Source organism: Cylindrospermum sp. FACHB-282, assembly GCF_014697195.1.
In the GTDB taxonomy this organism is placed as follows: Bacteria; Cyanobacteriota; Cyanobacteriia; order Cyanobacteriales; family Nostocaceae; genus Cylindrospermum.
Window position 1 is genome coordinate 1 of sequence record NZ_JACJRJ010000035.1, and the last position, 26547, is coordinate 26547.

Consider the following 26547-nt stretch of genomic DNA (forward strand, 5'->3'; position numbering starts at 1 on the left):
CCGCCACCCTGGTTTGTGGATGTGAGCATAGATATTTATCAGTACGATGGCGATGACACCTCGACTACAGAAATTGACTTAGCACGAATCGAAGACAAAATTGATGCGATCGCGCAAACTTAGCAATGCAAAAACTCGGATTAATAATTTCTGGAGCAGCTTTAATTGCAAGCTTCTTTATGTTCGTTTCAAGCGGCGGATTTACAGCTGGCAGTACGCTGCAAGAAATTCGCGGCGATATCAGGCTGCTACGCCATGAAGTGCTAGCAGCGAATGCCTTACAGGATGCTGAGATTAAATCACTCAAAGAACTTAGGCACAGTTGATATTTAGTATCAATAAGTTTTCACAAATTCACCCCCGAACTCTTGGTAAAAGTTCGGGGGTGAATTTTTAAAGCTATATAAATCAGTACTTTCAGTCATTGGCGTCCTCGATGCGATCGCACTTTTCACAGCTTCGCCTGGGGAGTTTGTTTATTGACAATAACTGAGAATGGGGGCAAGGCAGGACTATAGCTCCCTGCATGTCCAGAAGTTTACGATCGCACTTCCTTGTCTAATGACCGGGTACTTCTCGGTCTTGCAAACCGAATGTAATGCCTACGTCTAGGTGATACTTCCCCTGCGTTTTGTTTCGCCACTTGCCACATTCATTGTAATCGAAATTGCAGTGAGCAGTACACCCGTATTCTTTCTGGAGATTCTATTAAGGTGGGCTAAAATTTTGATTTTGAATCTCTGTTGGCTGAAATGACACAAATTCGTTAATTTATCTGACAGTGATAAAAGAGGGATAACTCTGCCATATCAAATACAGTATTACGCTGGAATTGATGTAGTTGTTTAAAAGACTATTATACGTCTACTACTGAAGTGTAGATATAGGCTGAAACTTGGTTTGCCAAAGAATTGACTTTAGCTATTGTGTAAATCAATACTAACAATTTGTATTGCCTCACACAAATATAGACTTTTACTATTTTTAGCCTTAAAATACGGTTAGTTGATCGACATTTAGTACTTTGTAGAAAGTCAAAACTTGCAATTGCGCGAAACGTTCTGCACAACAGCGTTACAACTAGTTTTCTCGTTTCAGCTAAACAAAGCCTCATTCAGAAAACCCCGCTCAAGGACAGGAGTATGGACTTGTTATTGTTACCTCTCTTTAGCTTTCTAGTTGGTATTGTTGTTGGTCTGACAGGTATTGGTGGCGCTTCCCTCATCACCCCGATGTTGATTTTTGTTTTTCAAGTGCCACCTGCGGTAGCAGTAAGTTCTGATGTCGTTGCCGCTACGCTGATGAAAGTTGTTGGTAGCATCAAGCACTGGCAACAACAAACCCTTGATGGGGAGGTGGTGAAATGGCTCGCTTTGGGAAGTGTTCCTGGTTCTCTGTTTGGGGTAGGGATATTGCACCTGATTAAACGGAATGGAGAATATGACCTAAACAACATCACCCTTCACTTGCTGGGTGTGATTATTCTGTTAGTCACGGTTTTAGCATTGGTGCAAATGGTGTTGTTGACCTTCTTCCCAAAGTTACAATTACCTGAACTACCCAAATTTGACTTAAAAACTCAACTAGGACGCTTGCAGACTGTGAGTGTAGGAGCATTTTTAGGCTGGATTGTAGGTCTAACAAGCGTTGCTTCTGGTTCAATGTTTGCCTTGGTGCTGATTGGATTTTTCCGCTTGGATACACGGAAGTTAGTTGGTACAGATATTTCCCAGGCAGCAATTTTATTACTATTTACTGCTTTTGGACACCTCACTTTAGGAACAGTTGATTGGAATTTAGTATTACCGATATGGCTTGGCTCAGTGCCAGGAGTGTTACTGGGGGCTAAAATTTGCCAAATTGCGCCGCAAAAACCATTGCGATTTATTATTTACTTTATATTAATGATAGTGAGCTTAAAGTTAGTTAATTAGACAAGATTTATCGTGTTCATCTTAGACCTAATTAGAAAACATTGCAATACTAGGTAAGAGTCGATACGTTTCACTTTTCATCAGGATAGAAAATCCCAAGTAGATTAATATGAAGGGAAAGATTTTCCGACTATAGCGAGTTAGTACGGGAGCCATAAGAGGATTACGAGTCAGGTTGTAAGATAAAAAACACCACACCCCAACAGCAAAATAGCAAACAGACAAAATTACCCCTAAACTTGGAAGATTGCTACTGGCAAACAACGGCACATAAATCCCAATATTGTTTCCTCCATTGGCAATGGTAACAGCAGAAACACGGTAGGTTTGCGGGTCGCGTAGAATGGCGAATAGCGATTTATTGTGGCGCTGAGGTTGAAGACCAGAATTGAAGTTAACTGACACAGCTTGCACTTCTTCTTCCTCATTTTCTCGGCTCATTAGATGACTAATACCAATAGCGACTGGAAGAAAACCTAGTAATCCAATCCAAGTATGTGGAATGATGAGACCACCGAAGAAACCAGGAAGACTAGCCAATACTAGTGCAGTGAATCCCAGAAATTCACCGAGAATAATATGCTGAGGACGAAAGGTTCGATTGACTTTACCGAAGAAAGCAGTCAAGTACAAATTATCATCAAAGGTAGTTGCAATAGCAACAGAAATTCCGATAACTATGGTACTAATTAACCCACTCATATTTGTTGCTCACAATAATTAAATTCTATTTTCCTAACTCCTCTCTCCTTTTGAAAGTGAGGCAAGTTAGGATCTTGTTAGACTGTTTTACCTCGAATCAGCAGACAGATGATTTTTGGAAATCTTGGAAGCTATCGCTATTAAATGAACTGATGATTCTTTTTTTGGTAAGATACTTGGCTTTGCCTGAAATCAATATTATTCCTTTCAGCTTGATAAAAGCAAATATTCTTTCTTTTTAAAATGATAAATAAAAGTGATGAATAACCTAACTATGCCCTGTTGATATTGAAGTTAATTCAAATAAGTAGGTCGGCGTAAATATTTGTCATGGGAATAAGGCAGGAAGCAGGGAGCGCAGGTTTTTAGCCTACCTCATATATATTTATATATGGATACAATTCTTTTAGTTATGGAGTTGATCCGAGGGGATATGCTTTTTTTATAGTGCCGCTTCTTTATCTATATCGCAGTTGCGATCGCTAGTATTTCTCAACCGTAATCCAGGTGCTCTATTTTAATGGCTACGATATCAAAGCAAAAAACAATTCGTTCCACAGAACCAATATGACTCAAAGCGTTTGAAAACTCTAGAGATATCCAAAAACAATATAAGTAGGTTGGCGTAAATAATTCAAGGTTGGTAGTCAGGGCTGAAGCCCTCACTACGAGCAAATTTCAATAGTTTTTACTTTGCTTAACATAGTTTGATTTCTTTTCGCCTACTTACTTGATTGGATACATCAGCTAGGAAATCAAAAAACCCCCAATAGCAAGGGGCAACAGGGGTCAATCAGAGATATTTACTTAGGTTTTTTTCGTGCCATAGCTATGCACTTTTAATCATGGAGTGGTGAATCCAAGTGGTATGATGGCATTTTCCAAATCAGCCCCTTGGAAGTTTGCCCCAATTGTATTTGCGTCTGTTAGATTCGCTTTCTCTAAGTCCGCATCAAATAGGTTTGCTTTCTCTAGGTTTGCTCCGATGATGTTTGCCTTACCCAAATCTGCACCTAGGAGATTCGCACCTTGTAGGTTAGTTCCTTGTAAGTTGGCTCTTTCTAAGTCAGCACCTTGCAAGTTCGCGTTCTCTAAATTTGCAGCTTGCAGATTTCTATCTTTGAGGTTTGCTCCAATTAAGTTGCACCCGAAACATTCGTTGGTTTCTAGTAAATGCCTAACGTTTTCTGCTACAGATTTTATGGGGGCAGGTGTAGATTGGGCGCTGATATCTGGTGTTATTGATTGAGCTTTAGCGCTGGGCTGCTCAAGTAGAGAAAATCCGACTATAAGTGCCATAAATACGGCAGTAACTATCCAATTAGTAAATTTCTGGGAAATTGGTTTATTCATTGAGTTTTTCTCTATGGTAACTTGCTATGTTGGTTTTACTTTTATAAAAGTAATCAATCAACTACTTGATAGTTACTGTAAATAACTTAACTGATAAAAGCAACTATTATTTTTGTTCAAATTGATAACTTCAAGTGATTTAAAACTTTTGCGGGAAATTAGCTTCTGCAAACGGGAATCCAGACTTAATTGTTTAAGCTTTGCCAAGTTGGGTTATTTGGCGATCGCACCGCAGACGCCGCAGGCATCGCACCTCAGGGTGGGTCAGGGCGATGTCTCGAAATTAACTAGCATAGATGAAATTCGTCAGAAACCAAACTACTGTAAGTTAATAGACTAACCGTATTTATTTTTGTAAAGGTATTGCTTTACCTGACTACCTGTGGGATAGTCTAACAATGGGTTACATCATACTGTATGTCGATAAACTTACCGTAATTAAAGGACAGGAAATATTGCAGCTACTTTGGTTTATTCCAATGATTCTGCTCTCTTGTATGGAGTCACGACTTACGCAAAAATCGCCAAAAAGCTTAATTTTAGGACTTAACGGACAGAAAATAGCAAATATGGGGTATGGTTTGTGTCGTTAAAAATCGTGATTCGTGCGTTAGGGAACGCACCCTACTACTGATTCTGCCCTCTTGTATGGTGGAGTCACGACTTACGCAAAAATCGCCAAAAAGCTTAATTTATCTAACCGCCAAGAATTCGTAGAGTGTGCGTAAGTCCTAGGAGTGTATCTACTTTCATTTCTGACAAATAAGTAATTTGGATATGGTTACTGACAATCAGATCATCCACAAACGAATTCGCCTGCGAATTCCCAGAAATTTTCATCAAGAACCGATCATTTCTCGCTTAGTCTCAGACTATGGTCTAACGATAAATATTACAGCTGCCATTTTGGGTGCAAATGCTGTTGGTGACGGTTGGTTTGAGCTTGATCTACAAGGTACAGTAGCAAAGATAGATGATGCTATCAATTACCTTCAGGAGATAGAACTAGAAATCTGGGATGAAAACAGCACAAGTAGTTGGTAATTAACTGTTCTTCCCATTCCTTATTGCTATGCCACAAAAGAAATCGCCTTCACCTACTCCAGTTTATAGCCGCATTCGCATACCCCAGCATTACCAATGGCAACCTGTGATTTCGCGTTTGGTATCGCGCTATGGTGTTACTGTCAATATCACAGCTGCGATGCTGAAAGAAAGAGAAAACTATGGTTGGTTTGACTTGCAACTCCAAGGTAATTCAGAACATATCTCTAATGGACTGCTGTACTTACAGAACCTGGGAGTAGATTTAATGCATCTGGGGAGTGCCGAAAATGTGCAGCATAATGTTGACTCTCAACCATTTCCCCATTCATGCCAGGAAGTTGCCCCTTTACCAACAGCTACGGAGATTCCAGCCTCCCAAGGCTACAGTGGTCAATCTTACCGACTGCGCTTGCAAATTTGGATCTTGAAAGATTATTACCAAACACCAGTGATCTTTGACTTAGTTTCTCGCTATGGGATCACAGTCAATATTATTACGGCATTACTTCCAGCCAATCAACAGGACGATGGTTGGTTCGTTCTGGATCTTTGGGGTAGACCACAACAACTTTTTTCTAGTTTTAATTACTTAAAAACACTAGAGTTACCACTTTGGTTAGACGCATCTTTTTTGCCGACAAATTTCATCTAAATTGAAGATATTTCTATGGTTCCATTGGTTGGTGAAAGCAGCAGCATCACTCGACTGGCTTGGCGGTTAGATATTCTTCAATATTACTTGCAAGAACAAATTATTTTGCGGATGGTCTCTGATTATAACTTGGCACTCAATATTACTGAGGCAGTGCTAGACAAAAATACTCATGAACCAGAATATTTTGACTTATAACTGCGGAGTTGTATATCATTCGAGCAAAAAAGTCTGCAAATAATCTAGGGGAACCGTGAAGACATAGTAGAGTACTCCCATACCAAGAAGTATTACAGCTAGACTCGCAAGAAGTATCCAACGGTCTGGCGGTTGATAAGTATCCTCGTCAATGTCTCGGCGAACAGCAAAATAATGTTGAGTTGAAAGTACCACTGTTAACAAACCTACCAAAGTAAATGCTAAACCTAACTTCCAACCATTACCAGGAGGTTGTGGTGCCAGCGGAGGACTGATAAGACGCAAACGCACAATCAAAACACCAAAACCCATGAATGCAATACCACTCCGCATCCATGCTAGATAAGTACGTTCATTTGCCAAATGATCCCGAATTCGATCAGACCTGTACTTCTTTTTTTCTAACTTCTTCACTTCTAATCTTTCTGCTTCTATCTTCATAGGATTTATGTCTTTAATTAACTGATGAAAATATTTAATCATTGATTAATATCTTCTCATATAAACACATAAATACCATAGCTTTATAATAAATAATTATGGCTACTGGCTAATCTAGTTTTTTTAATAAATTGTATTTATTAAAATACCAGAATCGATAGATTGCTTGTTTACTAATAGGTTGAATTTCAACATACTATGACTTAGGCAATAATAACAAAAATTGAAAATCTTAATCCGTGCGTTCCCTAACGCACGCTACGGGTAGGATGGGTAAAGAGACGCATCAAAACAGCATTAAAAAAGCCCAAAATTAGGATGAATTTCCAAAGGAAGTAAGTCCTACGTACTATACATTCCCAATAAAAAAGCCAGAATTGGTCTGGCTGCGCGCAATTGACATATTGGATCAGTCTAGAACGAAATAGCCCTGCTTAATCATTGATTTTTGCAGTGGTGATTCCAGACTCAAGTACCACTTGTAAATTATCAGGAATCAACCAGTTAGCTTCACCAGATTTGAAAACGTTTGCAGGTGGGACATTGAATTCAGTTTCTCCAGTTTGGGGGTTGCTTGTAGCAACTAAAATAGTTCCATGAACAATTTTAAAGGCTCTAGCAGGGGTAGCTTCTTTTCCTTCTGTAGCGGCTTCACCAGGGATATAAACTCCTTGACAATCCCACTCGTCATCAGTTTCTGCACCACTGGGTAGCAGATATAATTCATTATCATAGGTCGAGCTAGATTTTTTGGATTTTTGACCATAAATTAACAGTGTTTTCTCTGTTTGATTGCGACAAACACCAGAAGAATTTTTACTTGTTTCAAGGATATACTTTTGGAATTTTAAATCAGATATTTTTTGCTGAAGTTCTGGTGTAGAAGTTTCAGTCTGTTGTTGCTGTAAAGCGGATTCCAGCTTTTGAGTGAGTTCTATATAGTCTGGATCAGCAGTATATTTTCTCTCTGCCCAAGATGGCTGAATAATCATCAAGTTTACTAGCAGTACCAAGAAAACTAGAGTCATTTTGACAAGACTATTTCTGAAGAGTTTCATGTGTTTTTCCTTATGGGTACAAACTTTTCTACAGGTACTAACTATCTAATTTAAAATGTGTTGATGTCTCTTGTATACTATAAAAATTCATTTTTGTTCAACTCTAGATAAAACTTCAGCTTCGGGTGATCCCAAAGAAAAACCGTAATTTTCTCGCCACGTATTCCTGCCTAAAATTAACAGATGAGAACCTAGGCTTACGCAAGTGATGATAACCAAGATGGGAGTTTCTAAAGTGTGGCTTTGCATCAAAATAGAAACACCCAATCCTATTAAAATAAAGGGAACAAGGGAATTACCGTAGCGAGTAATTGCCGATGCGATCGCAGTTATCTGAGTTAGACAGTAGGCTACATAACACCACACACTTACCATCACGAAGAACACTGCCAAAATGACCAGTAAGCTATCCCATGTATTGGTAGCAAACATCGGCATATAGATACTGATGTTGTCCCCACCATTGGCGATTGTGACTGCTGCTACACCATAGGTTTGGGGAGAAAGGAAGTTGCACCACCAAGATGAGGAAGATTCGGGGTTGTTTGTATTTTCTCCATCGTCAGTTTCTTGATTTAGTAAACGACTGATACCAATAATGATAGGAATAATACCGAGTAAACCAATCCAGGATTCTGGTAGGATGAACTTGCCAAAGAAGCTGGGTAAGCTGGCAACTACTAGGGCACTAAAACCTAAGTATTGACCAATAATAATGTGACGACGGCGAAAGCAAGCATTTATTTGTGAGAAAAACAGCGATAGAACAAAAATATCATCGAGATTGGTGGCAACGAAAGCAGTGAGTCCTGTAGGAATAGCAGTTAATAATCCGCTCATCTGTGTGTCATTTCTCCTCAATGGTGGTGACTTTTAACCATCTGTATCGGTCGCTAGCTGGAATGTTTGCTGATCTAGAGGTTTCGCGTTTTAGCATTGTTGATGCTTCAATTCTGTTGTCATCAGCAAATTTTCCAGTCTAAGGATATCCGAGTACAGTTGAATTAAACTGGTGATTTTCCTTACTGCGCTAAATGCATGGTTTCACTCTATGGCTCCTCATCAATAAAAGCAAACAGTCTTTTTTGTCAAATCCATAGACGGAACTTATTGATGTGCAGATATGACAGCAGCCATGTCATAATTTTATCTACAGTTTTCCGCTAAATTTGCCGTATAATGATTTCGTGGTGTTCAAAATTACTATTCTACAAGCTTATACATAGCCAAAATGACGCTGGAACAGTTGCGAATTTTTTTAGCCGTAGCAGAGGTGTTGCACTTTACTCGTGCTGCTGAATCACTTTATATTACTCAACCAGCTGTCAGTGCTGCCATCCAAACCTTAGAAACAGAATATGGTGTTAGATTATTTCATCGTATTGGCCGTCATATTGAAATTACCGATGCTGGTAAATTATTGCAAGGTGAAGCTCAGAAAATTCTTGATCATGTAGAGTTAACAGAACGTGGCTTGAAGGAATTAAACAATCTGCAACGGGGAGAGTTAAAGATAGGTGCGAGTCTCACGGTTGGCAATTATTGGTTACCCCAAAAAATTAGCCAGTTTAAGCAGTTATATCCCGGCATTTTTATTAACTGTAAGTTGGGAAATGCTGAAGAAATTTGTGAAGGAACTGCTGTGGGTATGTATGATTTGGGTTTGGTGACAGGGGAGATCAAACCATCATTGCAGCATTGTTTAGAGAAAGACGAAGTAGGAAGCGATCGCCTGCAAATTGTTGTCAGCAAATCTCACCCTTGGTTTCAGCGTAGCGAGATTTATCTAGATGAATTACTCAGCACAAGTTGGGTGATGCGTGAGTCTGGTTCTGGCGCACAGCAAATATTTCACCAAGCTTTGCAAAGTTGGGGCATTGAACCCAGCACTCTAGATGTTGTACTTCACTTAAACACTAGCGAAATGGTAAAAGCAGTTGTAGAAAGTGGCGTTGGTGCGGCAGCTATTCCAGAATCTATGGTAAAAAAAGAATTGCAACTAGGCACATTACAAGCTGTGCGAATTATCGATGTGCGAAAAAAATCTGGAAAGAGATTGGAAATTGTCCAGCCTGTTTGGAAACTAAAACACCGCCAAAGGTTTCATACACGGGTGATGGTAGCTTTTGAAAATATTCTGATAGAAGATAAAATGCAAGTTGCTTAATTTATCAACTGCTTTTTTTTAGTAAAATCATTAAACAAACACAACTTGCTGCTAACTTCATCAGGCTTAAAGCTTCAGTTTTTAAAACAATAAACCCGCCCAATATCATCAAAATTAAAGGTAAAATATAACTACTATATTGACTTAAAATATCTACCAGTTTTGCTTGATAACTAAATTTATAAGCTAGATAACACCAAAGTGCTATTAATATAAAAAATACTCCCATAATCATCATAAAGTTTACTAAATCACTACTAGCAAATAACGGCACATAAAAGCTAATGTTATCACTTCCATTAGCGATAGTTATAGCTGCAACGCTGTAGGTATGTGCATTAAAAAGACTGGCGGTGTTTAAATCTAGAGCCTCTGCTGTTACAATTGCAACCTCTTGAGATACATCTGCTTCTCGATTTATCAAACTGCTGATACCCATTGCCATGGGGATTAATCCTAGCAATCCAATCCAGTGGGGTGGTATGATGAATGCACTAAATAATCCAGGAAGACTGGCAATCACTAGCACTGCAAAGCCTAAATATTGACCAGCAATAATGTGCCGACACCTGAAGCTAGAATTTATTTGAGAAAACAGCAGTAATAAAATAACGAGATCATCAATGTTAGTGACAATGAAGGCTGAGATAGCAACTAATAGTGTGGTAATTAACTCACCCATTTCAGCTGATAATTTCAGGATTCAGGTCTCTGGGCTTTAACGTTTTATACACTGGTTGTCCTTTAGTATCTGGATAAATCATTTCTGGCTTGGTTTTTACTTGAATTTGCCAAACCATACCTCTATCTTTAGCAAGATTTTTAGTTTAATCATCATACTTTCAAACTAGCAGATCACATAATATACCTGGGGACTGAGAAAAACAGTACACTCGTTCTATTATAAAGGCGATAAAGATAGTATTATTAAGGACTGTTTCACGGCGCAACATTCTTTCAGCCTGTCAATATGTCAGACCAACAGCTAGCAGCATCCTTAAACGGACATCTTCCGCACAAGAGCCACAACAGCCAGAATACCATTCGGATTCGGGGTGCTAGGCAGCATAATCTGAAAAATATTGATTTGGAATTGCCACGCGATCGCCTGATTGTGTTTACTGGCGTTTCTGGTTCCGGTAAGTCTTCCTTGGCATTCGATACGATTTTTGCTGAGGGACAACGGCGCTATGTGGAATCTCTCAGCGCCTACGCCCGGCAATTTTTGGGACAGTTGGATAAACCGGATGTGGAGGCGATAGAAGGCTTAAGTCCGGCAATTTCCATTGACCAAAAATCAACTTCCCATAATCCCCGTTCCACTGTGGGGACGGTGACAGAGATTTATGATTATCTGCGGCTGTTGTTTGGTCGGGCAGGTGAACCCCATTGTCCGATCTGCGATCGCTGTATTTCTCCCCAAACCATCGATGAAATGTGCGATCGCATCATGGAATTCCCCGACCGCACCCGCTTTCAAATCCTTGCCCCCGTCGTTCGCGGCAAAAAAGGCACTCACCGCAAACTTTTATCCGGTTTATCGTCCCAAGGTTTTACCAGAGTTAGGGTGAATGGGGAGGTGCGAGAGCTATCTGATTCTATTGAGTTAGATAAAAATATCACACATACCATTGAATTGGTAATTGACCGCTTGGTTAAAAAGCCAGGAATTCAGGAGCGTCTAGTTGATTCTCTATCTACCTGTCTTAAGCAATCTAACGGAATTGCCACAATTGAGGTATTAAAAGAGACATCGACTCAGTCAGCGCTGGAGCGGTCTGATAGTAAGTATATAGTAACAGATCCAAAAGATAATGGTATTTCCTCACAAGAATTACCTTCAGAATTAGTATTTTCTGAGAATTTTGCTTGTCCAGAACATGGTGCGGTCATGGAAGAATTATCACCGCGCTTGTTTTCCTTTAATTCCCCTTATGGTGCTTGTTCCCACTGTCACGGTATCGGGACTTTAAAAAGATTTGCGCCGGATTTGATCGTCCCTGACCCAGAAGCGCCAGTGTATGCAGCAATTGCCCCTTGGTCAGAAAAGGAAAATTCCTACTACTTAGAATTGCTGTATAGTTTGGGACAAGCCCACGGCTTTGAGTTGCAGACGAACTGGAGCAAGTTGAGCTACGAACAGATCCAAATTATTTTGTATGGAGAAGAAGGAACCACGAAGGAGCAGAAAACCCAGAATTTTAAAGGGGTAATTCCCATACTGCAAAGGCAATATGAAGGGGGTTCGGAACTAATTAAGCAAAAATTGGAAGATTATTTAATTGATCAACCATGCGAAGTTTGTGGCGGCAAGCGGTTAAAACCAGAAGCTCTAGCGGTCAAGTTGGGGCAATATGGGATTTTAGATTTCACCGGGGTGTCGATTCAGGAATGTCTGGAGAGGACTGAGCAGTTAAAATTAAGCGATCGCCAAACACAAATTGCAGATTTAGTTTTGCGAGAAATCAAAGCCAGATTGCAATTTTTGTTAGATGTCGGCTTAGATTACCTCACCCTTGACCGTCCAGCCATGACCCTTTCCGGTGGTGAAGCCCAACGCATTCGCCTAGCAACACAAATCGGTTCTGGATTAACAGGAGTTCTCTACGTTTTAGACGAACCAAGTATTGGCTTACATCAACGAGATAACGGACGCTTGCTGAAAACTTTAACTAGATTGCGCGATTTAGGTAATACATTAATTGTCGTAGAGCATGACGAAGAAACCATTCGCGCCGCTAATCATATAGTTGATATTGGCCCTGGTGCAGGAATTCACGGCGGCAATATCATCGCCCAAGGTGATATAGAAACATTACTCGCAGCCGAAGATTCCTTAACCGGTGCTTACCTGTCGGGAAGACGAGTAATTTCCACCCCAGGAAAACGCCGCGAAGGTAATGGGCGAAATTTAGTCATCAAAGATGCCCATCGCAACAACTTAAAAAACATCGATGTCGAAATCCCCTTAGGTAAACTCGTTGCTGTTACCGGTGTTTCCGGTTCAGGCAAATCTACCCTAATTAACGAATTACTCTATCCAGCATTACAGCACCACCTGCTAAAAAAAGTTCCTTTACCCAAGCATTTGGGAGAAATCAAAGGATTGAATGCCGTTGATAAGGCGATCGTTATTGACCAATCACCCATTGGAAGGACACCACGTTCCAATCCCGCAACTTACACCGGCGTTTTCGATGTAATTCGCGATGTCTTTTCCCAAACAGTAGAAGCCAAAGCCAGAGGTTACAAACCCGGACAATTTTCATTCAACGTTAAAGGTGGACGTTGCGAAGCTTGTAGTGGACAGGGTGTAAACGTTATCGAAATGAACTTTCTCCCTGATGTTTACGTGCAATGCGAAGTTTGTAAAGGTGCAAGATATAACCGCGACACATTGCAGGTGAAATATAAAGACAAGTCAATTTCTGACGTTCTCAACATGACAGTTGAGGAAAGTTTAGAATTTTTCCAAAATATTCCCAAAGCCGTTACTCGCTTACAAACATTATTTGATGTCGGTTTAGGTTACGTCCAATTGGGACAACCAGCAACAACATTATCTGGTGGAGAAGCGCAACGAGTGAAATTAGCAACAGAACTATCTCGACGCGCTACAGGTAAAACCCTTTATTTAATTGATGAACCAACAACAGGATTATCCTTTTATGATGTCCACAAATTATTGGATGTTTTGCAAAGATTGGTAGATAAGGGAAATTCGATTTTGGTAATTGAACACAATTTAGATGTGATTCGTTGTTCTGACTGGGTGATAGATTTGGGACCAGAAGGTGGCGATAAAGGCGGAGAAATAATTGTGGCAGGAACACCAGAAGATGTGGCGAAAAATTCCCGGTCTTATACTGGGGAGTATTTAAGGCAGGTGTTAAAGCAATATCCGGCAACTGTCTGAATCAGGATTTTTAGGATTTAAGGATTTTCAGGATTTAATGATTTTTCATCTCGTTCCCAGTCTCCAGGCTGGGGATGTAAAAAATTAGTGTAAAATGATTAAAAAGGGAATATTGCACTCTGACCTACACCCTCCGAAGATGTCTGAATCAGGATTTTTAGGATTTAAAGATGTACATGATTTAATGATTTTTCATCTCGTTCCCAGTCTCCAGGCTGGGGATGTAAAAAATTAGTGTAAAATGATTAAAAAGGGAATATTGCACTCTGACCTACACCCTCCGAAGATGTCTGAATCAGGATTTTTAGGATTTAAAGATGTACATGATTTAATGATTTTTCATCTCGTTCCCAGTCTCCAGGCTGGGGATGTAAAAAATTAGTGTAAAATGATTAAAAAGGGAATATTGCACTCTGACCTACACCCTCCGAAGATGTCTGAATCAGGATTTTTAGGATTTAAAGATGTACAGGATGATCATATAGATTTCTTGCGCTTTACCCTCACGAATTGGCATGGCGAAACCACCACACACAACGTCACCCAACACGTCGTAGGATACGAAATCTACATCTTGGTATGCACCGTTTTCTTCTAGAAAGTTGATGGCGGTGATAATACCTCGACCGGCGCAACCTACACCGGGTTCAGGCCCGCCAGATTCTACGCATCTGATATCCCGGAAGCCAGTGATTACCACTTCTTCAAGTTCGATATCTTCTACAGCACCCCGTTCTGCTGCGAGGTGCAACACGGTGGTTTGGGCTTTACAGTGCAATATCAATCGGGTGGAGTCGGCTTTGGGGTCGCATCCTACAATCAAGATGCGTTTACCTACTTCTGCCATTGCAGCTAGGGTATTTTGCGAGGTGGTAGATTTACCGATACCGCCTTTACCGTAGAAAGCAATTTGTCTAATTTTTTCGTCGGACATGATTTTCTATCTCCTAGAATTTGTTAGCTTCGGTGAGTCTGCGATGATGAGGAGTTCGCACTGTAGGGTAAAAGAAAGCGACGCATATAGAACTTCGCAGGAGGTGCGCGTTCTACCGCAAAAAGGGTAAAAATCCCGGACATATTCAGTGTTTTGCTCAGTTTCTGTTGCTCATTAGTCGGTGTTTTTTATCCCCACGAATGACTAATGACTACTCCTATACCACCGTTAGAGTATCTAAATTTTTTTAACGAACCGCAAAGGACGCAAAGGACGCAAAGGAAGAAAAGGAGGAAAATTAAGTACTCTTTTGACGGGAAAGGAGTAACAAATAATGTAAGGACGAGTTTAACTATATTGATGGGGGTTAACCCGTCCTGACAAAAATCGAAAAATGGCTACAGAAGAAATAGAAATTTATGCAGAGTTTTTCTCTGAAGCACACAACCAAAATCCTAGGAAAAGTTTAAACGGTTGCTACAACTTCCCCAATTTTGCTAATGTCATAGCCGCCGAGAATTTCTAATTGTGAGTGAACTAGCTGATGTCCTAAGGTACTTAGCAATTGCTGTACTGGCGCTTCTTCTAGATATTTTTTCAGAATTACTAAGTCATATCGTGATTGACGCAGGGGGATAAATCCCAGCCCAAAGGCTGCCGCTACAGATGCTGTACTGATACCTGCATCTGCAACTCCGGAAGCTATGGCTTGAGCAACATCTTGATGACTGGTGATAATCCGATCAAAGCCTTGAAGATCATGGAATGGCATTTGTTCCTTTTCTAAGGTTTGTTCTAAAAGCAAACGACTGCCAGAACCTACTTCTCGGTTAACAATGGTTGCTCCCATTTCTACTAAGTCGCTTAAAGTTCTGATTCCTTTCGGATTCCCAGACTGCACCATCAGTCCCTCTTCCCAGACTCCAAGAGTAATCAAAACGGCTTCTCTCCCAGCTAGGACTTCACGGACAAAGGGAATATTGTACTCCCCTGAAACGGGATCGTATAGGTGCATTCCCGCAATGTGCGCCTCACCTCTGCATAGCAGGTGTAATGCAGCCATGCTATTGGCAAAGTTATATTGAACTCGCAGTTGGGGATGCCAGGGTTCGGTAGCTCTGGCCCAGAGAGAAATCACAGGGGAACAACCAGCGATGACGACTGTGTTGTAAAGTGTGTCCATATTATCGTCGAGGAGCCGGACACGAAGTTTGTCTGTGTTAGTCTGCTTCTCACCCTCACCATCAGCGGAAATCATATCTTGGCGAAAGGCATCAGTGGTATTTTGACCTTAATCATGATTTGTCATGATATGGAAAGTTATCACAATATCATGATCACTATTCCACATTTAGCTAAAAAGTTACAACGCTTTGCGAATAAAGCTAGAATTAGTGTGAGTTATCCAGTTGACAAAGGTATTCCATGGATAATCAACATAGATGAAATCTTGCCTGAAGGGGACTTGCCTAGCACCTGATATGAGATTAACTGGAAATTATTTCGTAACCTATTCCAGGAAAATTATCACATCAGCCACATCCATCGTTAAATAAACTTCTTTGCCTTCTGCTGTATGTAAATTCTCTGCTAAATCCTCTTAGGTTATCGCCTAAAAAAGTAATTAATTAGATATGAAAAAAGGGGCAGTTTCACCACCCCTTTTTTATAGATTTACAACAACTAAATTAGCCTACGGCAATCATGACATCAGAGGATTTAACTATTGCGTACACTTGCTTGCCTTCAGTAAGTTGCAGATTTTCTGCTGATGCTTTGGTAATGACCGCAGTTACTTCTACTACTTACGGATGTAGGGTGTTATTTAAAGAACTCAAGGGGGCTGTGCATGAGAGAACCACTGTTAACTAAAGTGCGGCTATTAGAGAGGTGAAAAATTACTTTTTGCAATATTCAAACCGATAAATGCTTTCTCGTGCTAAAATGCTAAATCTTAGAGTTGGGAAACTTCGGTTAAATTCCGGGACTGTGCCGCAGCTGTAAACCAATTTTAGATTTTAGATGGACGATTTTAGATTGTTGGGGGTTGACTAAAAACCCAAGACTCGGAAAAAGACGGGTAAGAAAATAATCCAAAATCCAAAATCACGCCACTTGCTACAAGGTCGGGAACCTCCGCAACGCAGTGGCTCCAAAATCCAAAATTGAGTAAGTCAGAATGCCAACTCTAAGGGGTTTATCAAGTTCTGTCTCTGCGTCGCACGGGGAAGGAGTTCCAACTTTGCTGTCCGGTTTTACTAAATGTCCTGGCTTGTTTTACGCCACACCCGCTCAAGATGGTATATTGTCTCGCATCAGAATACCAGGGGGAATTCTTGATAGTCAACAATGTTATGCGATCGCAGATATAGCAGATGAGTTTGGCGGTGGTTATGTTGATGTGACTAACCGCGCTAACCTGCAAATTCGGGAAATCGACAAAGGAATCAATGCTGAAGTTCTCCAGCGTCTACAGGATATTGGCTTAGGTTCGCCCAATCCCGTTGTAGATCATATTCGCAATATTATGACCAGCCCAACTGCGGGGATTGATTCTCAGGAATTAATTGATACCCGTCCTTTTGTCCAAGGATGGAATCAGTATATTTTAGAAAATCCGCATTTATCGGGACTATCAGCCAAATTCAGCGTTTGCTTTGATGGAGGTGGTGCTGTTTCGGTGGGCGATCGCCTGAATGATATCACCTTAGCTGCTGTCTTAGTTGACTCTAATGTCTACTTCCGTCTCTATCTGAGTGTAGGCGCCAAGGGAGAACCATCTAGAGATATGGAAATTTTGTTAACACCAGAGCAATGTTTGCCAGTTTTGGCAGCTTTAGCTGATGTCTACCTCAATCATATCGATTTTAATAGTTCCCGTAAACCACGTTTGCGAGAAATTATCAATACTTTAGGTTGGGAAAATTATCTTCAGTTGGTTTTGCAGCGTCTAAATTTCGCCGGAGAAACCCTAACGCCCCAACTCCCTTCCCTACCTGTCCGTTTCCAAGAGGAGTTGAAGGAGAGATCAGATTTTCAGTATCAACATATCGGCATCCATCCCCAGGTTCAGCCAAATTTATTTTATATTGGTGTGGTGTTACCCCTTGGTCGTCTGAAGAGTTGGCAGATGCGGGGTTTAGCTGAATTAGTAGAAAAATATGGTACTCTCAGGCTGACTCCTTGGCAAAATTTGCTGCTTACCGACATACAAGAACACCAAGTTGCTGATGTCAAAAATAAAATTAAGAGCTTAAAATTAGATTTCGCCGCCACCAACATCAAAAGTGCATTAGTTGCCTGTTCTGGTAGCCGGGGTTGTGCCGCTTCTGCAACTGACACCAAAGGTCATGCCTTAATATTGGCCGAATATCTAGAAACTCGCCTCACCCTAGACCGACCAGTTAATATCCACTTTAGCGGCTGTGTTAAATCCTGCGCCCAGCATAGCAAAAGTGATATTGCTTTGCTTGGTGTCAGCATTGAGGGAGAAAATAAAAATGTTGAAGCTTATCACATTTTTGTTGGTGATGGTGACAGTAATCAGAAATTTGGTCGGCTACTTTATCAATATGTGACTTTTTCTGAATTGCCTGCACTCATTGAGCGGATGCTATTCGTATATCAACTTCAACGTTTGAGTTGTGATGAGTCCTTTGGAAACTTTAGCGATCGCTATCCTACCATCCAATTAAAGCAGTTATTCAATAAACATCTGGTGGAAATTTTCACCACAAATGCACACTGATGGCTGTGTGTATTACCAGGTTAATCCAAAATCCCAAATCTAAAATCGAAATGTCCGACTATATCAGAGACGCTAACGAAATATACCGTAATTCCTTTGCCATCATCCGATCAGAAGCCAACCTAGATGGATTACCGTCAGATGTAGCAAAAGTTGCTGTACGCCTCATCCATGCCTGTGGAATGACAGATATAGTTAATGACTTGGGATATTCACCAACGGCTGTGGAAGCGGGAAGGGCAGCCTTGGCTTCAGGGGCGCCGATTTTGTGTGATTGCCGGATGGTTGCCGACGGGGTGACACGGCGAAGACTGCCAGCAAATAATCAAGTTATCTGTACCCTTAACGAGCCACAAGTACCAGAAATCGCCCAGCGTAAGGCAACTACTCGGTCAGCCGCTGCCTTGGAAATATGGCGATCGCATCTTCAGGGGTCAATCGTAGCCATCGGCAATGCCCCCACAGCACTATTCCGGCTATTGGAAATGCTAGATGAAGGGGTGGGACGACCAGAATTGATTTTAGGCTTCCCCGTGGGCTTTGTAGGTGCGGCAGAATCAAAGGCAGCATTGGCAGCAGACAGCCGAAATGTACCATTTTTAACTTTACATGGCAGACGCGGTGGGAGTGCGATCGCAGCAGCAGCAGTTAACGCCTTGGCAACGGAGGAAGAATAATGAACAAAAGCGGCGGTCGTCTCTATGGAATTGGTGTGGGGCCAGGAGATCCAGAACTATTAACCCTCAAAGCACTGCGGCTATTACGTGCAGCCCCCGTAGTCGCCTATCAATCGGCAGTAGACCGGCAGAGTATTGCTAGGGGAATCGTGGCAGAATATCTCACTGGTAATCAAATTGAGGTGCTGTATCATCTCCCCCGCGCCTTAGAACCAGAAAAAGCTAAATCCATTTACGACCAAGCAGTTGAACCAATCGCCGCCCATCTAGCAGCCGGTCGAGATGTGGTCGTACTGTGCGAGGGCGATCCGTTTTTCTACGGCTCATTTATGTACCTGTTCACCCGGTTATCTGACCAGTATGAAACAGAAGTAGTCCCCGGTATTTCTTCCTTGATGGCAAGTCCTGTAGCCTTGGGCGTACCCTTCACCTACTACACCGATATCCTCACAGTTCTACCCGCCCCACTCCCCGCCGATGTGCTAATTACACAACTATTAGCAACCGATGCCGCCGCAATTATGAAGCTGGGTCGCCACTTTACCAAAGTGCGGGATATTCTGCATCAGTTAGGTCTGGCATCGCGGGCAAGATATATTGAGCGGGCAACGATGGCGCAGCAGCGAATCTTACCTTTAGATGAAGTTAATCCTGATGAAGTGCCCTATTTCTCGATGATAGTTGTACCGACTAAGAATAAATTATGAGAACAAGGGTTGCACCCGCCGTCATCGTGTTGGGTGAGAATAGTGTGGCACTAGGGCGGCAAATAATCAGCGTCCTACCAGGGGCGACTCTCTACGGTTTAGCCGGTCGCACCTCTGGCGTTGATATCAGCTTTACGAATTTTGGCGAGACCCTACGGGCATTGTTCGCCGCCGGAACACCGTTGATTGGCTTATGTGCCGCAGGTATTCTCATTAGAACACTGGCGCCGATGCTGATTGATAAAGGACTTGAACCCCCAGTCTTAGCTGTAGCTGAGGATGGTAGCGCTGTTGTTCCCCTTCTGGGTGGACTCAACGGGGTGAATGATTTAGCACGCCGGATTGCCGACGCCCTGGATGTGGAAGCAGCAATCACGACCACAGGGGATTTGCGCTTTCGCACCGCGCTGTTTTCTCCTCCCCCTGGATACCATTTAGCCAACCCTGAAGATGCTAAAAAGTTTATCGCGGATTTGCTGGCTGGGGCGAAAGTCAAGCTAGAAGGTACAGCATCCTGGTTGAGTGATAGTCTATTGCCGATTCACCCCAGTGGAGATTTGACCATCCAGATTACGGAACGATCGCTCCCTATCACCACCAATTGTCTTGTTTATCATCCCCAAACAGTGGCGATCGCTATTAGTGGTGTTTTTGGGCGGGAAAAAGAAACAGTGGCGTTAGTACGGCAGCTACTGACCGATGCTCAACTTTCCCCCACATCAGTAGCAGGTATATTTGCACCCCTCACCATATCTGCTGAACCAGCAATCCACGCCGTCGCTAATGCCTTAAAAGTACCTACCCGTTTCTTTAATAAAACTCAGTTAGCAGAGTTATTATCACAAGGTTATAGCCCCGCCCAAGCCGCAGCCCTCGCTGCCACAGGCCCATCCGGGAAACTAATTTTCCCCCCTCCCTCAACCTCAATTTTGCCATTTCCCAACTCCCCATATTCTCCTTTAGCGATCGCCATCGCTCCCCAAATTATCGACCCCAGCACCAAAGGTCAACCACGAGGGCGATTAGCGATTATTGGCACGGGCCCTGGTAGTCGAGAGTGGATGTCACCAGAAGTAAAAGAAATACTTCAGTCAGCAACCGACCTAGTGGGTTATAAAACTTATTTAGATTTAGTCGGTTCTCTGGGTAATGGCAAGCGACGCCATGAGTCTGACAACCGGCAAGAAGAATCGCGGGCCATGATGGCACTGGATTTGGCAGCAGAGGGGCGATATGTAGCAGTAGTCTCCTCCGGCGATCCTGGGATCTATGCAATGGCCGCAGCAATTTTCGAGGTACTAGATCGCTATCCCCGACTAGAATGGCAAACCATCGACATTCACGTTGCCCCAGGTATCTCCGCCATGCAAGCAGCAGCAGCGGCGATTGGCGCACCATTAGGGCATGACTTCTGCGCCATTTCCCTCTCTGACATCTTGAAGCCCTGGGAAATTATCAAACAACGCATTACAGCCGCAGCCCAAGCTGATTTTGCCATTGCCTTCTATAATCCTGTTTCCAAAGAGCGCACCTGGCAACTAACAGAAGCCAAAAATATTTTGTTGCAGTATAGAACTGCCGATACTCCGGTAGTGCTAGCGCGAAATCTCGGCAGGCCAGGACAAAGAGTCATAGCGATCGCCCTTGACCAGTTAGAACCCAAAGATGCCGATATGCGAACCATTATTCTCGTTGGTTCGACCCAAACCCGAAAGATCCAGTGCAGCAATAACAATGTATGGGTTTATACTCCACGCCGCTACACTGGTGCATAGGCGGTATTGGCGATTGGGGAAGAGGGAATGGCAGGAGACAAGGTCGAGACCAATTCAATCAATCCCCAATCAGAAATACAGCCCCAGGACTGGAAATTTGTTCCTGGAACTGCTATACCTGACCACTTTTACCTTTTTAATTTAAAAATAAGGTGACTTTTTAAATCTGAAAGACATAAATATAGGAATTGTGTCCTGAAAATATTTTTCGGAGCCAATAATTTTTGTTATCTTTATGTGGCAGTTTAATTGTTTTTTACAATTAGAGATATTTATTAGACGCTCCTTTTCAGCAATATCTCAGAGGATGTTTTAAAAGCATCATTAAGTGCGTGGCGTGGAAACCCCCTGTTCTGCCCCCTGGCTCACCGCTACGCGTCTACGTTAAAAAATTGACTTTGACAAAGAGTTAAGCCTTAACACCAAGCGTATTGGATTTAATAATATTTAACTAAAAGGATATAATCCCAGTAATTAAGTCTAGTAGATAAATTGAAAGCACTTGATTTTTAATAGCGGCTCATCAACAATAAAAGCAGCATGTTTCATACATGATTGTAGCCAACAAAAGTGACAGAAGCCCTTATAAATGTCCGCACTAGCGGGCATTTTATTTATATATACCCATAGCATTAATGAGATTTTGGAATTTTATATTTAAACAAACTATCGCAGTTATAGCGTTTCCTAGTCTGCTGAGGTACAAATCTCTGCGTACCTCTGCGCTTTACTTTGCGTCCCTTTGCGTTTCAAAATATTATCTGTACCTCACGTAACTTTTAATCGCTATATAAGCATTTAGAACTACTGTTAATCCCAATTTGAAAAATGATCGCGACAATTGGGTTAGATTTATGAAAAGCTCATGTCAGGGCTATTTCACAATCAAAAATCCTTGGCTAACGCCACGCTCCGCGAAGGTTTGACTTGTACTGAGCCGGTCGTTGTAGCGCCTTCGGTGACCGTTCACGAAGAAGTCTCAAATACAAAATGGTATAACGCAGAATATTCCTAGACACAAATAGCTGAATTATGACCAAAAACTAATTGCCTCAGTGGTAGCTGAGAGTCCTTTATGGGGTTATACCGTTAAGTTAAGAAGGTTTGTATTTTGGTATCCACCTAAACTGTATTGCTTAATAAATCTGTTTGTTTTTAGCGATTCACAGCCAGATGATGCCAATTTAGATTTTTAACTTTGATGACAATTCCCTATTTAAAGCTTTTGCAGTCCAAAATAAAAAGACATAAATATCGAAATTATGTCCTAATATTTTATATATTAAACTTGCAATCAAAAGCTTGAGCATCAATAATATAAAAGGCATCTGACGTAATTATTGCCTACATTGGTAGTAATAAACCCTCATTCTAAGTCCGCTCTCGCGGACTTTATTTATTTATTAAATCAAATAGCTACTAAGTAGTAGGCAAAAAAATCAACCTATGTTTTGTAAAGTAAGGAATATTGAAATTAGCTCGTAGTGAGGGCTTCAGCCCTCACTACAAACCTTTAATTATTTACGTTGCTCTACTTATATATAGGATTCCTGTTTGATTAAAAAAAAACCGTATACCGGGAGCTTTACCTCTAACCCTCTGTCTCCTGGTTGCCTATCGCCTATATTTACAAGTAAATTAATGAATTAACTAGGACTGCTCCATAATGCATTGGTATTCCTGACGGATGCTCACTTGAATTGTAAGATTTAATCGGATATTCTGAGCAGTCGTGATGATTTACAAAGGAAACCAATGAACAAATTTTTACTAAGCTTGCTTTCTTCTCCCGTGCTGATTAGCTCTATTCTTTCTATGGGAGTTATGCTAAATCAAGCACAAGCTCAGGAACCAGTAGCCAAAAACACAGATAGCCTATCCTGCATACGGAGTAAACATAAAATTGGTTTGGTGTGCGCTAGGGCTTCCGTATTGGCTCAAATTCCTGCCTACCAACCAGAAGCCCAGCCTTCTGAGGATAATGTTCCCATGCTAGAATTCAACGTTGAAGAAAGCGATATGGCTGCTACCTTATTTGGCTGTGATTGTCCAGCCTGCATCAATACTTTACGTAAAATGCGCGGTGCAACACCCTTAGTATATTAGAATTTGAGATTGCAAATACAGTTTTGTAGGGGCACAACATTCTCATTGTTGTGCCCCTACAGTAGATCATCTTTCTAGAGAATCAGTAACTGCCTGCCCAAGTTATCCATTTATGAGATAAACCTATATGCAAGATTTCGCCTGTACTCTCTAGTTCAGTGATGATTGCTTCAATTAAATCTGCGTCCTGGATTTCCGCCTCATTTATATTGCTACCAATCAAATTAGCGTTTCTGAGGTTAGCACCACTTAAATCAGCCCCACTCATTTCCGCCTCGCTGAGGTTTGCATCCAGTAGATTGGCCAAAATAAAATTTGCACTCCGCAAATCTGCGCGAGTTAGGTTGGTTTGTTCTAAGTTGGCTTTAATCAAGTCAGCACCGATTAAGTTGACCTCGCTTAAGTTAGCACCTTTCAAATTGGCTCCATTCAAGTCAGCATCGGTCAAATTTGCTCGACTGAGGTTACATCCACTCAAGTTAGCTTGACTGAAGTTAGCACCACTCAAGTCAGCTTCAGCTAAATTGATACCTCTTAAGTCAGCTTCGCTGAGATTGGCTTGATGCAGATTTGCTCGATTAAAATTCCGCTCTCCTGCTGTATATAGATTCAGCAGCTTGTTAGCATCCATAGATTCACCTCGCAATGCCTAAAGGTAATCAAGTCTAGTTGTGAATTACACACCCCAAACCACACCAAAGACAATTTGTTGAGTTGCCGGCCAACAGAATCTTAGCTAAAACTTGTAATCCTATTGTGCTAGAGGTTTTAGCATTTTGAACATTTGCTTAATGGAAATATATTTATGAACGTGGTAAGGGAGGTGGAGCCTCCAAATAGGCATTCCCAGTCGGAGACTCTTAACGAGGTACGAGGTGAGGGAAACCGCTACGGCTTTTGCCTGTGTAGTTGCGGTTTCAAACCGCCTTTTTTATCAGACTGTCACCAGTTCCTCCTCTGGAAAGATTGCGCCTCGGTTTTCTAGGTCAGATTTAGCATCATCAGAAAGTCCGGTATTAAAACCAAATTCGGCTTTTTCTACGATCGCACTGCTAAAATTTGCCTGAATCAAGTTAGCACCGCACAAATCGGCACCAGTAAGATCAGTATTAATCAAGTCAGCACTGTTGAGATTAGCCCCCCTGAGGTCAGCATGACTAAGGTCGGCATCTATCAGCAAGGCATTACTCAAGTTAGCACCCTCGAGATCAGCACGGTTGAGTTGAGCAGACCGCAAGTTGGCACCCCTCAAGTTAGCATTACTCAAGTCAGCGCGGCTCAAGTCGGCTGCATTCAAATCAGTGTTGCTGAGGTTGAAGCCACTGAGGTTACAAGCAACCCCGTTGACACCTGCTAAATTAGCTCCAGCAAAATCTTCGGCCGGATTTAGTCCACCACTTTTAACTAACTCACAAAAGTTATCAGTCTTTGCTTGCCGAAGTTGCTTCACCTGCTGTTGAATTTTCCTCTGTTCTTCTGTCACTCGCTGCTGAGTTAGTCGCTTTTCTTCACTCCAAGCAACAAAGCCAACCCCCGCAATACAGCTTAAGGCTACAGCATAGGCTGATGGTTTACCACCAGTCAGCAGCAACATGATGAAAAAACCCACACCAACTTGAGCCGTTTGCTTAACTAAAGAATTCAATCCGGCTTTAGTTTCTTGACAAAGACTAATTTGCTGGCGACTAGTTGAGATCATAAGAATTTTGGATTTTGGATTAGGAATGCTGAGGCTGCTATGGTTTCCTCATTTTTTTTATATCTACCCAAAAACGGGCAATTATGCGTCCTGCAAGCACAATCCACAGCAAAAAATCAGATGCAACGATGATGAAACAGGCGTAACGGGCTGAACCCCAGGCATTTTCTGTCAAACAAATATCAAAACTAGAGAAATCTTTACCAAGAATAATTTGGCCGATTAAGCCGGGAACTTTCAGGAGAATACCCAGGGCGATCGCATCCTGAATTGAAGCATACACTGTTCTCCCCAAGTCCCCCATTAATCCATAAAGTAACTGATCGACAAATTCGGAAACGTTCATCACCAGTGTTTTGGCACTTTTCCCCCATCGCGTATTTGCCAAAGGCGATTCTTCTACAGGCATTGGTGATGATAGGGGCTTTTGCTTAGACGACTTCATACAGATTTTAGATTAATATTTCCAAAAGCGATCGCTCTATCACTTGACTCACAAGCAGATTTCCTTGGGAGTTCAGGTGAATGTGGTCTTGATATAAATCTTGCTCTTTGGTGGTTTCTTGGAATATTGGCAAAAAATCTATATAGGTAATTTGCTGACTTTCGGTAAAATCACGGAGGCGCTGACGTGCGGTAATTTCATAATCGCGGCTACCTGGGGAACCAATTTCTCGGAGTAAGGGAGTCATCACTAGCAGGAATTTGCTGTTGCTTTGCTGAGTCAGTGCCAGAATTTTACTCATCGCCTCTAGATTAACCCCTACGCGATCGCCATCTTCATTATTCAACCTTTGCATTTCCGGTATTGGCTTTGAAGAGAAAACATACCGCTGCAACACTTCTATTATTGCCAAGGGCGGTTTGCTATCTGGATAATTGCGATCGCATCCAACAACTAAAGATGTAGGTGCAGTGGCAAACAAATCATCTGTATTAATTAATAACACCAACGCCTGAGCGTTGAAATTGCCAAACTTCTGTAAATAGGCTAATTCATTGCGTGGCCCCCAAGAGTTAGTAGAAGCATTTAGCACTTCCACTTCCTGGTAATTACCAGCTTTAGCCACAGCTAAAGAATTCATCAGCAGGCTAGAAATCGTCTGGGTCTGATCTGTCCACCAGCCACCATTAGCAATAGAGTCACCTAAAAGCAGCACCCGCAGCCTTGAGGGTGCAGGTGTTTGATTGATTGGCCCACTCCGCATTGAATACTCATTAATCTCAATGCGATTACCAAAGCGCCGGGTGCGTTGGTTGGGTGCTAACAAGTAACCAATATCCTCATCCCGAATGTAAATCAGGGGATTACCAAAGCCAAAAAGCGATCGCAATCCCAACTCCATGGCCACAAACAAACCCCCAGCCACCGCCAACAATCCGAACAGTGCCACTTTCACCTAAAAACACCCCAAGATTTTCTTGCAAAATAG

The 26547-nt window shown here is 41.9% G+C and carries 24 protein-coding genes and 3 pseudogenes; 14 read left to right on the forward strand and 13 right to left on the reverse strand.

Annotation, left to right across the window (positions count from 1 at the left end; genetic code table 11):
• Nucleotides 1-125 precede the first annotated feature (125 nt).
• Both H6G32_RS17665 and H6G32_RS17670 read left to right on the forward strand, forming a co-directional pair.
• Nucleotides 126-326, forward strand: a complete 201-nt coding sequence (locus H6G32_RS17665) for a hypothetical protein (protein ID WP_190460643.1) — start codon at nt 126-128, stop codon at nt 324-326.
• Between the two features lie 816 nt (nt 327-1142).
• The gene (locus H6G32_RS17670; RefSeq protein ID WP_190460645.1) at nt 1143-1934 is read left to right on the forward strand and encodes a sulfite exporter TauE/SafE family protein; all 792 of its coding nucleotides are present in this window, start codon (nt 1143-1145) and stop codon (nt 1932-1934) included.
• Nucleotides 1935-1961: 27 nt separating this feature from the next.
• On the opposite strand, the gene H6G32_RS17675 is transcribed toward H6G32_RS17670, so the two are convergent.
• The gene (locus tag H6G32_RS17675) at nt 1962-2636 is read right to left on the reverse strand and encodes a cadmium resistance transporter (protein WP_190460646.1); all 675 of its coding nucleotides are present in this window, start codon (nt 2634-2636) and stop codon (nt 1962-1964) included.
• A gap of 843 nt (nt 2637-3479) precedes the next feature.
• Nucleotides 3480-3989 carry a pentapeptide repeat-containing protein gene (locus H6G32_RS17680; RefSeq protein ID WP_190460648.1) on the reverse strand — a complete coding sequence of 170 codons (510 nt, stop codon included), beginning with the start codon at nt 3987-3989 and terminating at the stop codon, nt 3480-3482.
• A gap of 777 nt (nt 3990-4766) precedes the next feature.
• Between H6G32_RS17680 and H6G32_RS17685 the strand changes: the two genes are divergently transcribed.
• Genes H6G32_RS17685 through H6G32_RS17695 form a run of 3 tightly spaced genes read left to right on the forward strand, consistent with a single transcriptional unit; the run spans nt 4767 to nt 5886 of the window.
• Nucleotides 4767-5033, forward strand: coding sequence for an NIL domain-containing protein (locus H6G32_RS17685; RefSeq protein ID WP_190460650.1), 267 nt, complete (start codon nt 4767-4769; stop codon nt 5031-5033).
• Nucleotides 5034-5061: 28 nt separating this feature from the next.
• Entirely contained in the window at nt 5062-5688 is a 627-nt protein-coding gene (locus H6G32_RS17690) for an NIL domain-containing protein (RefSeq protein ID WP_190460652.1), read from the forward strand.
• 15 nt (nt 5689-5703) lie between these two features.
• Nucleotides 5704-5886 carry a hypothetical protein gene (locus tag H6G32_RS17695; protein ID WP_190460654.1) on the forward strand — a complete coding sequence of 61 codons (183 nt, stop codon included), beginning with the start codon at nt 5704-5706 and terminating at the stop codon, nt 5884-5886.
• Nucleotides 5887-5901: 15 nt separating this feature from the next.
• On the opposite strand, the gene H6G32_RS17700 is transcribed toward H6G32_RS17695, so the two are convergent.
• The 3 genes from H6G32_RS17700 to H6G32_RS17710 all read right to left on the reverse strand — a co-directional run bounded on the left by H6G32_RS17700 (nt 5902) and on the right by H6G32_RS17710 (nt 8225).
• Nucleotides 5902-6327, reverse strand: a complete 426-nt coding sequence (locus H6G32_RS17700) for a YidH family protein (protein ID WP_190460656.1) — start codon at nt 6325-6327, stop codon at nt 5902-5904.
• A gap of 434 nt (nt 6328-6761) precedes the next feature.
• Nucleotides 6762-7355, reverse strand: coding sequence for a hypothetical protein (locus tag H6G32_RS17705; RefSeq protein WP_242046636.1), 594 nt, complete (start codon nt 7353-7355; stop codon nt 6762-6764).
• 117 nt (nt 7356-7472) lie between these two features.
• A complete protein-coding gene (locus H6G32_RS17710; protein WP_190460660.1) occupies nt 7473-8225 on the reverse strand; it encodes a cadmium resistance transporter in 753 nt (250 codons plus the stop codon).
• Between the two features lie 391 nt (nt 8226-8616).
• Here H6G32_RS17710 and H6G32_RS17715 point away from each other — a divergent pair, with 391 nt between their 5' ends.
• The gene (locus H6G32_RS17715) at nt 8617-9552 is read left to right on the forward strand and encodes a LysR substrate-binding domain-containing protein (protein ID WP_190460662.1); all 936 of its coding nucleotides are present in this window, start codon (nt 8617-8619) and stop codon (nt 9550-9552) included.
• Nucleotides 9553-9556: 4 nt separating this feature from the next.
• Here H6G32_RS17715 and H6G32_RS17720 read toward each other — a convergent pair whose 3' ends face one another.
• Nucleotides 9557-10234 (reverse strand): cadmium resistance transporter, encoded by a 678-nt coding sequence (locus H6G32_RS17720; protein WP_190460663.1) that lies wholly within the window; start codon nt 10232-10234, stop codon nt 9557-9559.
• 288 nt (nt 10235-10522) lie between these two features.
• On the opposite strand from H6G32_RS17720, the gene uvrA reads away from it, so the two are divergent.
• A complete protein-coding gene (uvrA, locus tag H6G32_RS17725; RefSeq protein WP_190460665.1) occupies nt 10523-13468 on the forward strand; it encodes an excinuclease ABC subunit UvrA in 2946 nt (981 codons plus the stop codon).
• Nucleotides 13469-13943: 475 nt separating this feature from the next.
• Here the strand turns inward: uvrA and H6G32_RS17730 are convergent.
• Together H6G32_RS17730 and H6G32_RS17735 are read right to left on the reverse strand one after the other, a co-directional pair.
• Nucleotides 13944-14402 (reverse strand): annotated as a pseudogene (locus H6G32_RS17730) (AAA family ATPase); the annotation flags it as partial.
• 466 nt (nt 14403-14868) lie between these two features.
• Nucleotides 14869-15678 (reverse strand): annotated as a pseudogene (locus H6G32_RS17735) (substrate-binding domain-containing protein); the annotation flags it as partial.
• Between H6G32_RS17735 and H6G32_RS17740 the strand changes: the two are divergent.
• Both H6G32_RS17740 and H6G32_RS27435 read left to right on the forward strand, forming a co-directional pair.
• Complete coding sequence (locus H6G32_RS17740) at nt 15664-15882, forward strand: hypothetical protein (RefSeq protein ID WP_190460666.1); 219 nt, start codon at nt 15664-15666, stop codon at nt 15880-15882. The pseudogene H6G32_RS17735 and the gene H6G32_RS17740 overlap by 15 nt on opposite strands.
• Nucleotides 15883-15888: 6 nt before the next feature.
• Nucleotides 15889-15954: a hypothetical protein gene (locus H6G32_RS27435; RefSeq protein ID WP_190460722.1), complete on the forward strand. Its 66-nt coding sequence runs from the start codon at nt 15889-15891 to the stop codon at nt 15952-15954.
• Between the two features lie 136 nt (nt 15955-16090).
• On the opposite strand, the pseudogene H6G32_RS17750 reads toward H6G32_RS27435, so the two are convergent.
• Nucleotides 16091-16204, reverse strand: a pseudogene (locus H6G32_RS17750) (TOBE domain-containing protein); the annotation flags it as partial.
• A gap of 377 nt (nt 16205-16581) precedes the next feature.
• Here H6G32_RS17750 and cobG point away from each other — a divergent pair.
• From cobG to H6G32_RS17775, 5 genes are all read left to right on the forward strand, one after another.
• Nucleotides 16582-18150 carry a precorrin-3B synthase gene (cobG, locus tag H6G32_RS17755; protein WP_190460668.1) on the forward strand — a complete coding sequence of 523 codons (1569 nt, stop codon included), beginning with the start codon at nt 16582-16584 and terminating at the stop codon, nt 18148-18150.
• 50 nt (nt 18151-18200) lie between these two features.
• Entirely contained in the window at nt 18201-18827 is a 627-nt protein-coding gene (locus H6G32_RS17760) for a precorrin-8X methylmutase (protein ID WP_190460670.1), read from the forward strand.
• Nucleotides 18827-19534: a precorrin-2 C(20)-methyltransferase gene (locus tag H6G32_RS17765; protein WP_190460672.1), complete on the forward strand. Its 708-nt coding sequence runs from the start codon at nt 18827-18829 to the stop codon at nt 19532-19534. The genes H6G32_RS17760 and H6G32_RS17765 overlap by 1 nt, the downstream gene beginning before the upstream one ends.
• The gene (cobJ, locus tag H6G32_RS17770; RefSeq protein WP_190460675.1) at nt 19531-21309 is read left to right on the forward strand and encodes a precorrin-3B C(17)-methyltransferase; all 1779 of its coding nucleotides are present in this window, start codon (nt 19531-19533) and stop codon (nt 21307-21309) included. Before H6G32_RS17765 ends, cobJ begins: the two co-directional genes overlap by 4 nt.
• 1755 nt (nt 21310-23064) lie before the next feature.
• Nucleotides 23065-23415 carry a hypothetical protein gene (locus tag H6G32_RS17775; RefSeq protein ID WP_190460677.1) on the forward strand — a complete coding sequence of 117 codons (351 nt, stop codon included), beginning with the start codon at nt 23065-23067 and terminating at the stop codon, nt 23413-23415.
• A gap of 82 nt (nt 23416-23497) precedes the next feature.
• Here H6G32_RS17775 and H6G32_RS17780 read toward each other — a convergent pair whose 3' ends face one another.
• The 4 genes from H6G32_RS17780 to H6G32_RS17795 all read right to left on the reverse strand — a co-directional run bounded on the left by H6G32_RS17780 (nt 23498) and on the right by H6G32_RS17795 (nt 26514).
• Nucleotides 23498-24046: a pentapeptide repeat-containing protein gene (locus H6G32_RS17780; protein ID WP_190460679.1), complete on the reverse strand. Its 549-nt coding sequence runs from the start codon at nt 24044-24046 to the stop codon at nt 23498-23500.
• A gap of 303 nt (nt 24047-24349) precedes the next feature.
• Nucleotides 24350-25114: a pentapeptide repeat-containing protein gene (locus H6G32_RS17785; RefSeq protein ID WP_190460682.1), complete on the reverse strand. Its 765-nt coding sequence runs from the start codon at nt 25112-25114 to the stop codon at nt 24350-24352.
• A 37-nt stretch (nt 25115-25151) separates the two neighbouring features.
• Nucleotides 25152-25559: a hypothetical protein gene (locus H6G32_RS17790; RefSeq protein ID WP_199328150.1), complete on the reverse strand. Its 408-nt coding sequence runs from the start codon at nt 25557-25559 to the stop codon at nt 25152-25154.
• 7 nt (nt 25560-25566) lie between these two features.
• Complete coding sequence (locus H6G32_RS17795; protein ID WP_375539803.1) at nt 25567-26514, reverse strand: SGNH/GDSL hydrolase family protein; 948 nt, start codon at nt 26512-26514, stop codon at nt 25567-25569.
• Between the last annotated feature and the right edge of the window lie 33 nt (nt 26515-26547).

Bases quoted from the DNA above. Each gene is read 5' to 3' on its own strand.
- H6G32_RS17680 (WP_190460648.1), bottom strand. From the start codon at position 3,989: ATGAATAAACCAATTTCCCAGAAATTTACTAATTGGATAGTTACTGCC.
- uvrA (WP_190460665.1), top strand. From the start codon at position 10,523: ATGTCAGACCAACAGCTAGCAGCATCCTTAAACGGACATCTTCCGCAC.
- H6G32_RS17690 (WP_190460652.1), top strand. From the start codon at position 5,062: ATGCCACAAAAGAAATCGCCTTCACCTACTCCAGTTTATAGCCGCATT.
- H6G32_RS17675 (WP_190460646.1), bottom strand. From the start codon at position 2,636: ATGAGTGGGTTAATTAGTACCATAGTTATCGGAATTTCTGTTGCTATT.
- H6G32_RS17790 (WP_199328150.1), bottom strand. From the start codon at position 25,559: ATGAAGTCGTCTAAGCAAAAGCCCCTATCATCACCAATGCCTGTAGAA.
- H6G32_RS17765 (WP_190460672.1), top strand. From the start codon at position 18,827: ATGAACAAAAGCGGCGGTCGTCTCTATGGAATTGGTGTGGGGCCAGGA.
- H6G32_RS17715 (WP_190460662.1), top strand. From the start codon at position 8,617: ATGACGCTGGAACAGTTGCGAATTTTTTTAGCCGTAGCAGAGGTGTTG.
- cobJ (WP_190460675.1), top strand. From the start codon at position 19,531: ATGAGAACAAGGGTTGCACCCGCCGTCATCGTGTTGGGTGAGAATAGT.
- H6G32_RS17685 (WP_190460650.1), top strand. From the start codon at position 4,767: ATGGTTACTGACAATCAGATCATCCACAAACGAATTCGCCTGCGAATT.
- H6G32_RS17720 (WP_190460663.1), bottom strand. From the start codon at position 10,234: ATGGGTGAGTTAATTACCACACTATTAGTTGCTATCTCAGCCTTCATT.
- H6G32_RS17760 (WP_190460670.1), top strand. From the start codon at position 18,201: ATGTCCGACTATATCAGAGACGCTAACGAAATATACCGTAATTCCTTT.
- H6G32_RS17785 (WP_190460682.1), bottom strand. From the start codon at position 25,114: ATGATCTCAACTAGTCGCCAGCAAATTAGTCTTTGTCAAGAAACTAAA.
- H6G32_RS17775 (WP_190460677.1), top strand. From the start codon at position 23,065: ATGAACAAATTTTTACTAAGCTTGCTTTCTTCTCCCGTGCTGATTAGC.
- H6G32_RS17700 (WP_190460656.1), bottom strand. From the start codon at position 6,327: ATGAAGATAGAAGCAGAAAGATTAGAAGTGAAGAAGTTAGAAAAAAAG.
- H6G32_RS17670 (WP_190460645.1), top strand. From the start codon at position 1,143: ATGGACTTGTTATTGTTACCTCTCTTTAGCTTTCTAGTTGGTATTGTT.
- H6G32_RS17780 (WP_190460679.1), bottom strand. From the start codon at position 24,046: ATGGATGCTAACAAGCTGCTGAATCTATATACAGCAGGAGAGCGGAAT.
- H6G32_RS17665 (WP_190460643.1), top strand. From the start codon at position 126: ATGCAAAAACTCGGATTAATAATTTCTGGAGCAGCTTTAATTGCAAGC.
- H6G32_RS17710 (WP_190460660.1), bottom strand. From the start codon at position 8,225: ATGAGCGGATTATTAACTGCTATTCCTACAGGACTCACTGCTTTCGTT.
- cobG (WP_190460668.1), top strand. From the start codon at position 16,582: ATGCCAACTCTAAGGGGTTTATCAAGTTCTGTCTCTGCGTCGCACGGG.
- H6G32_RS17695 (WP_190460654.1), top strand. From the start codon at position 5,704: ATGGTTCCATTGGTTGGTGAAAGCAGCAGCATCACTCGACTGGCTTGG.
- H6G32_RS17705 (WP_242046636.1), bottom strand. From the start codon at position 7,355: ATGACTCTAGTTTTCTTGGTACTGCTAGTAAACTTGATGATTATTCAG.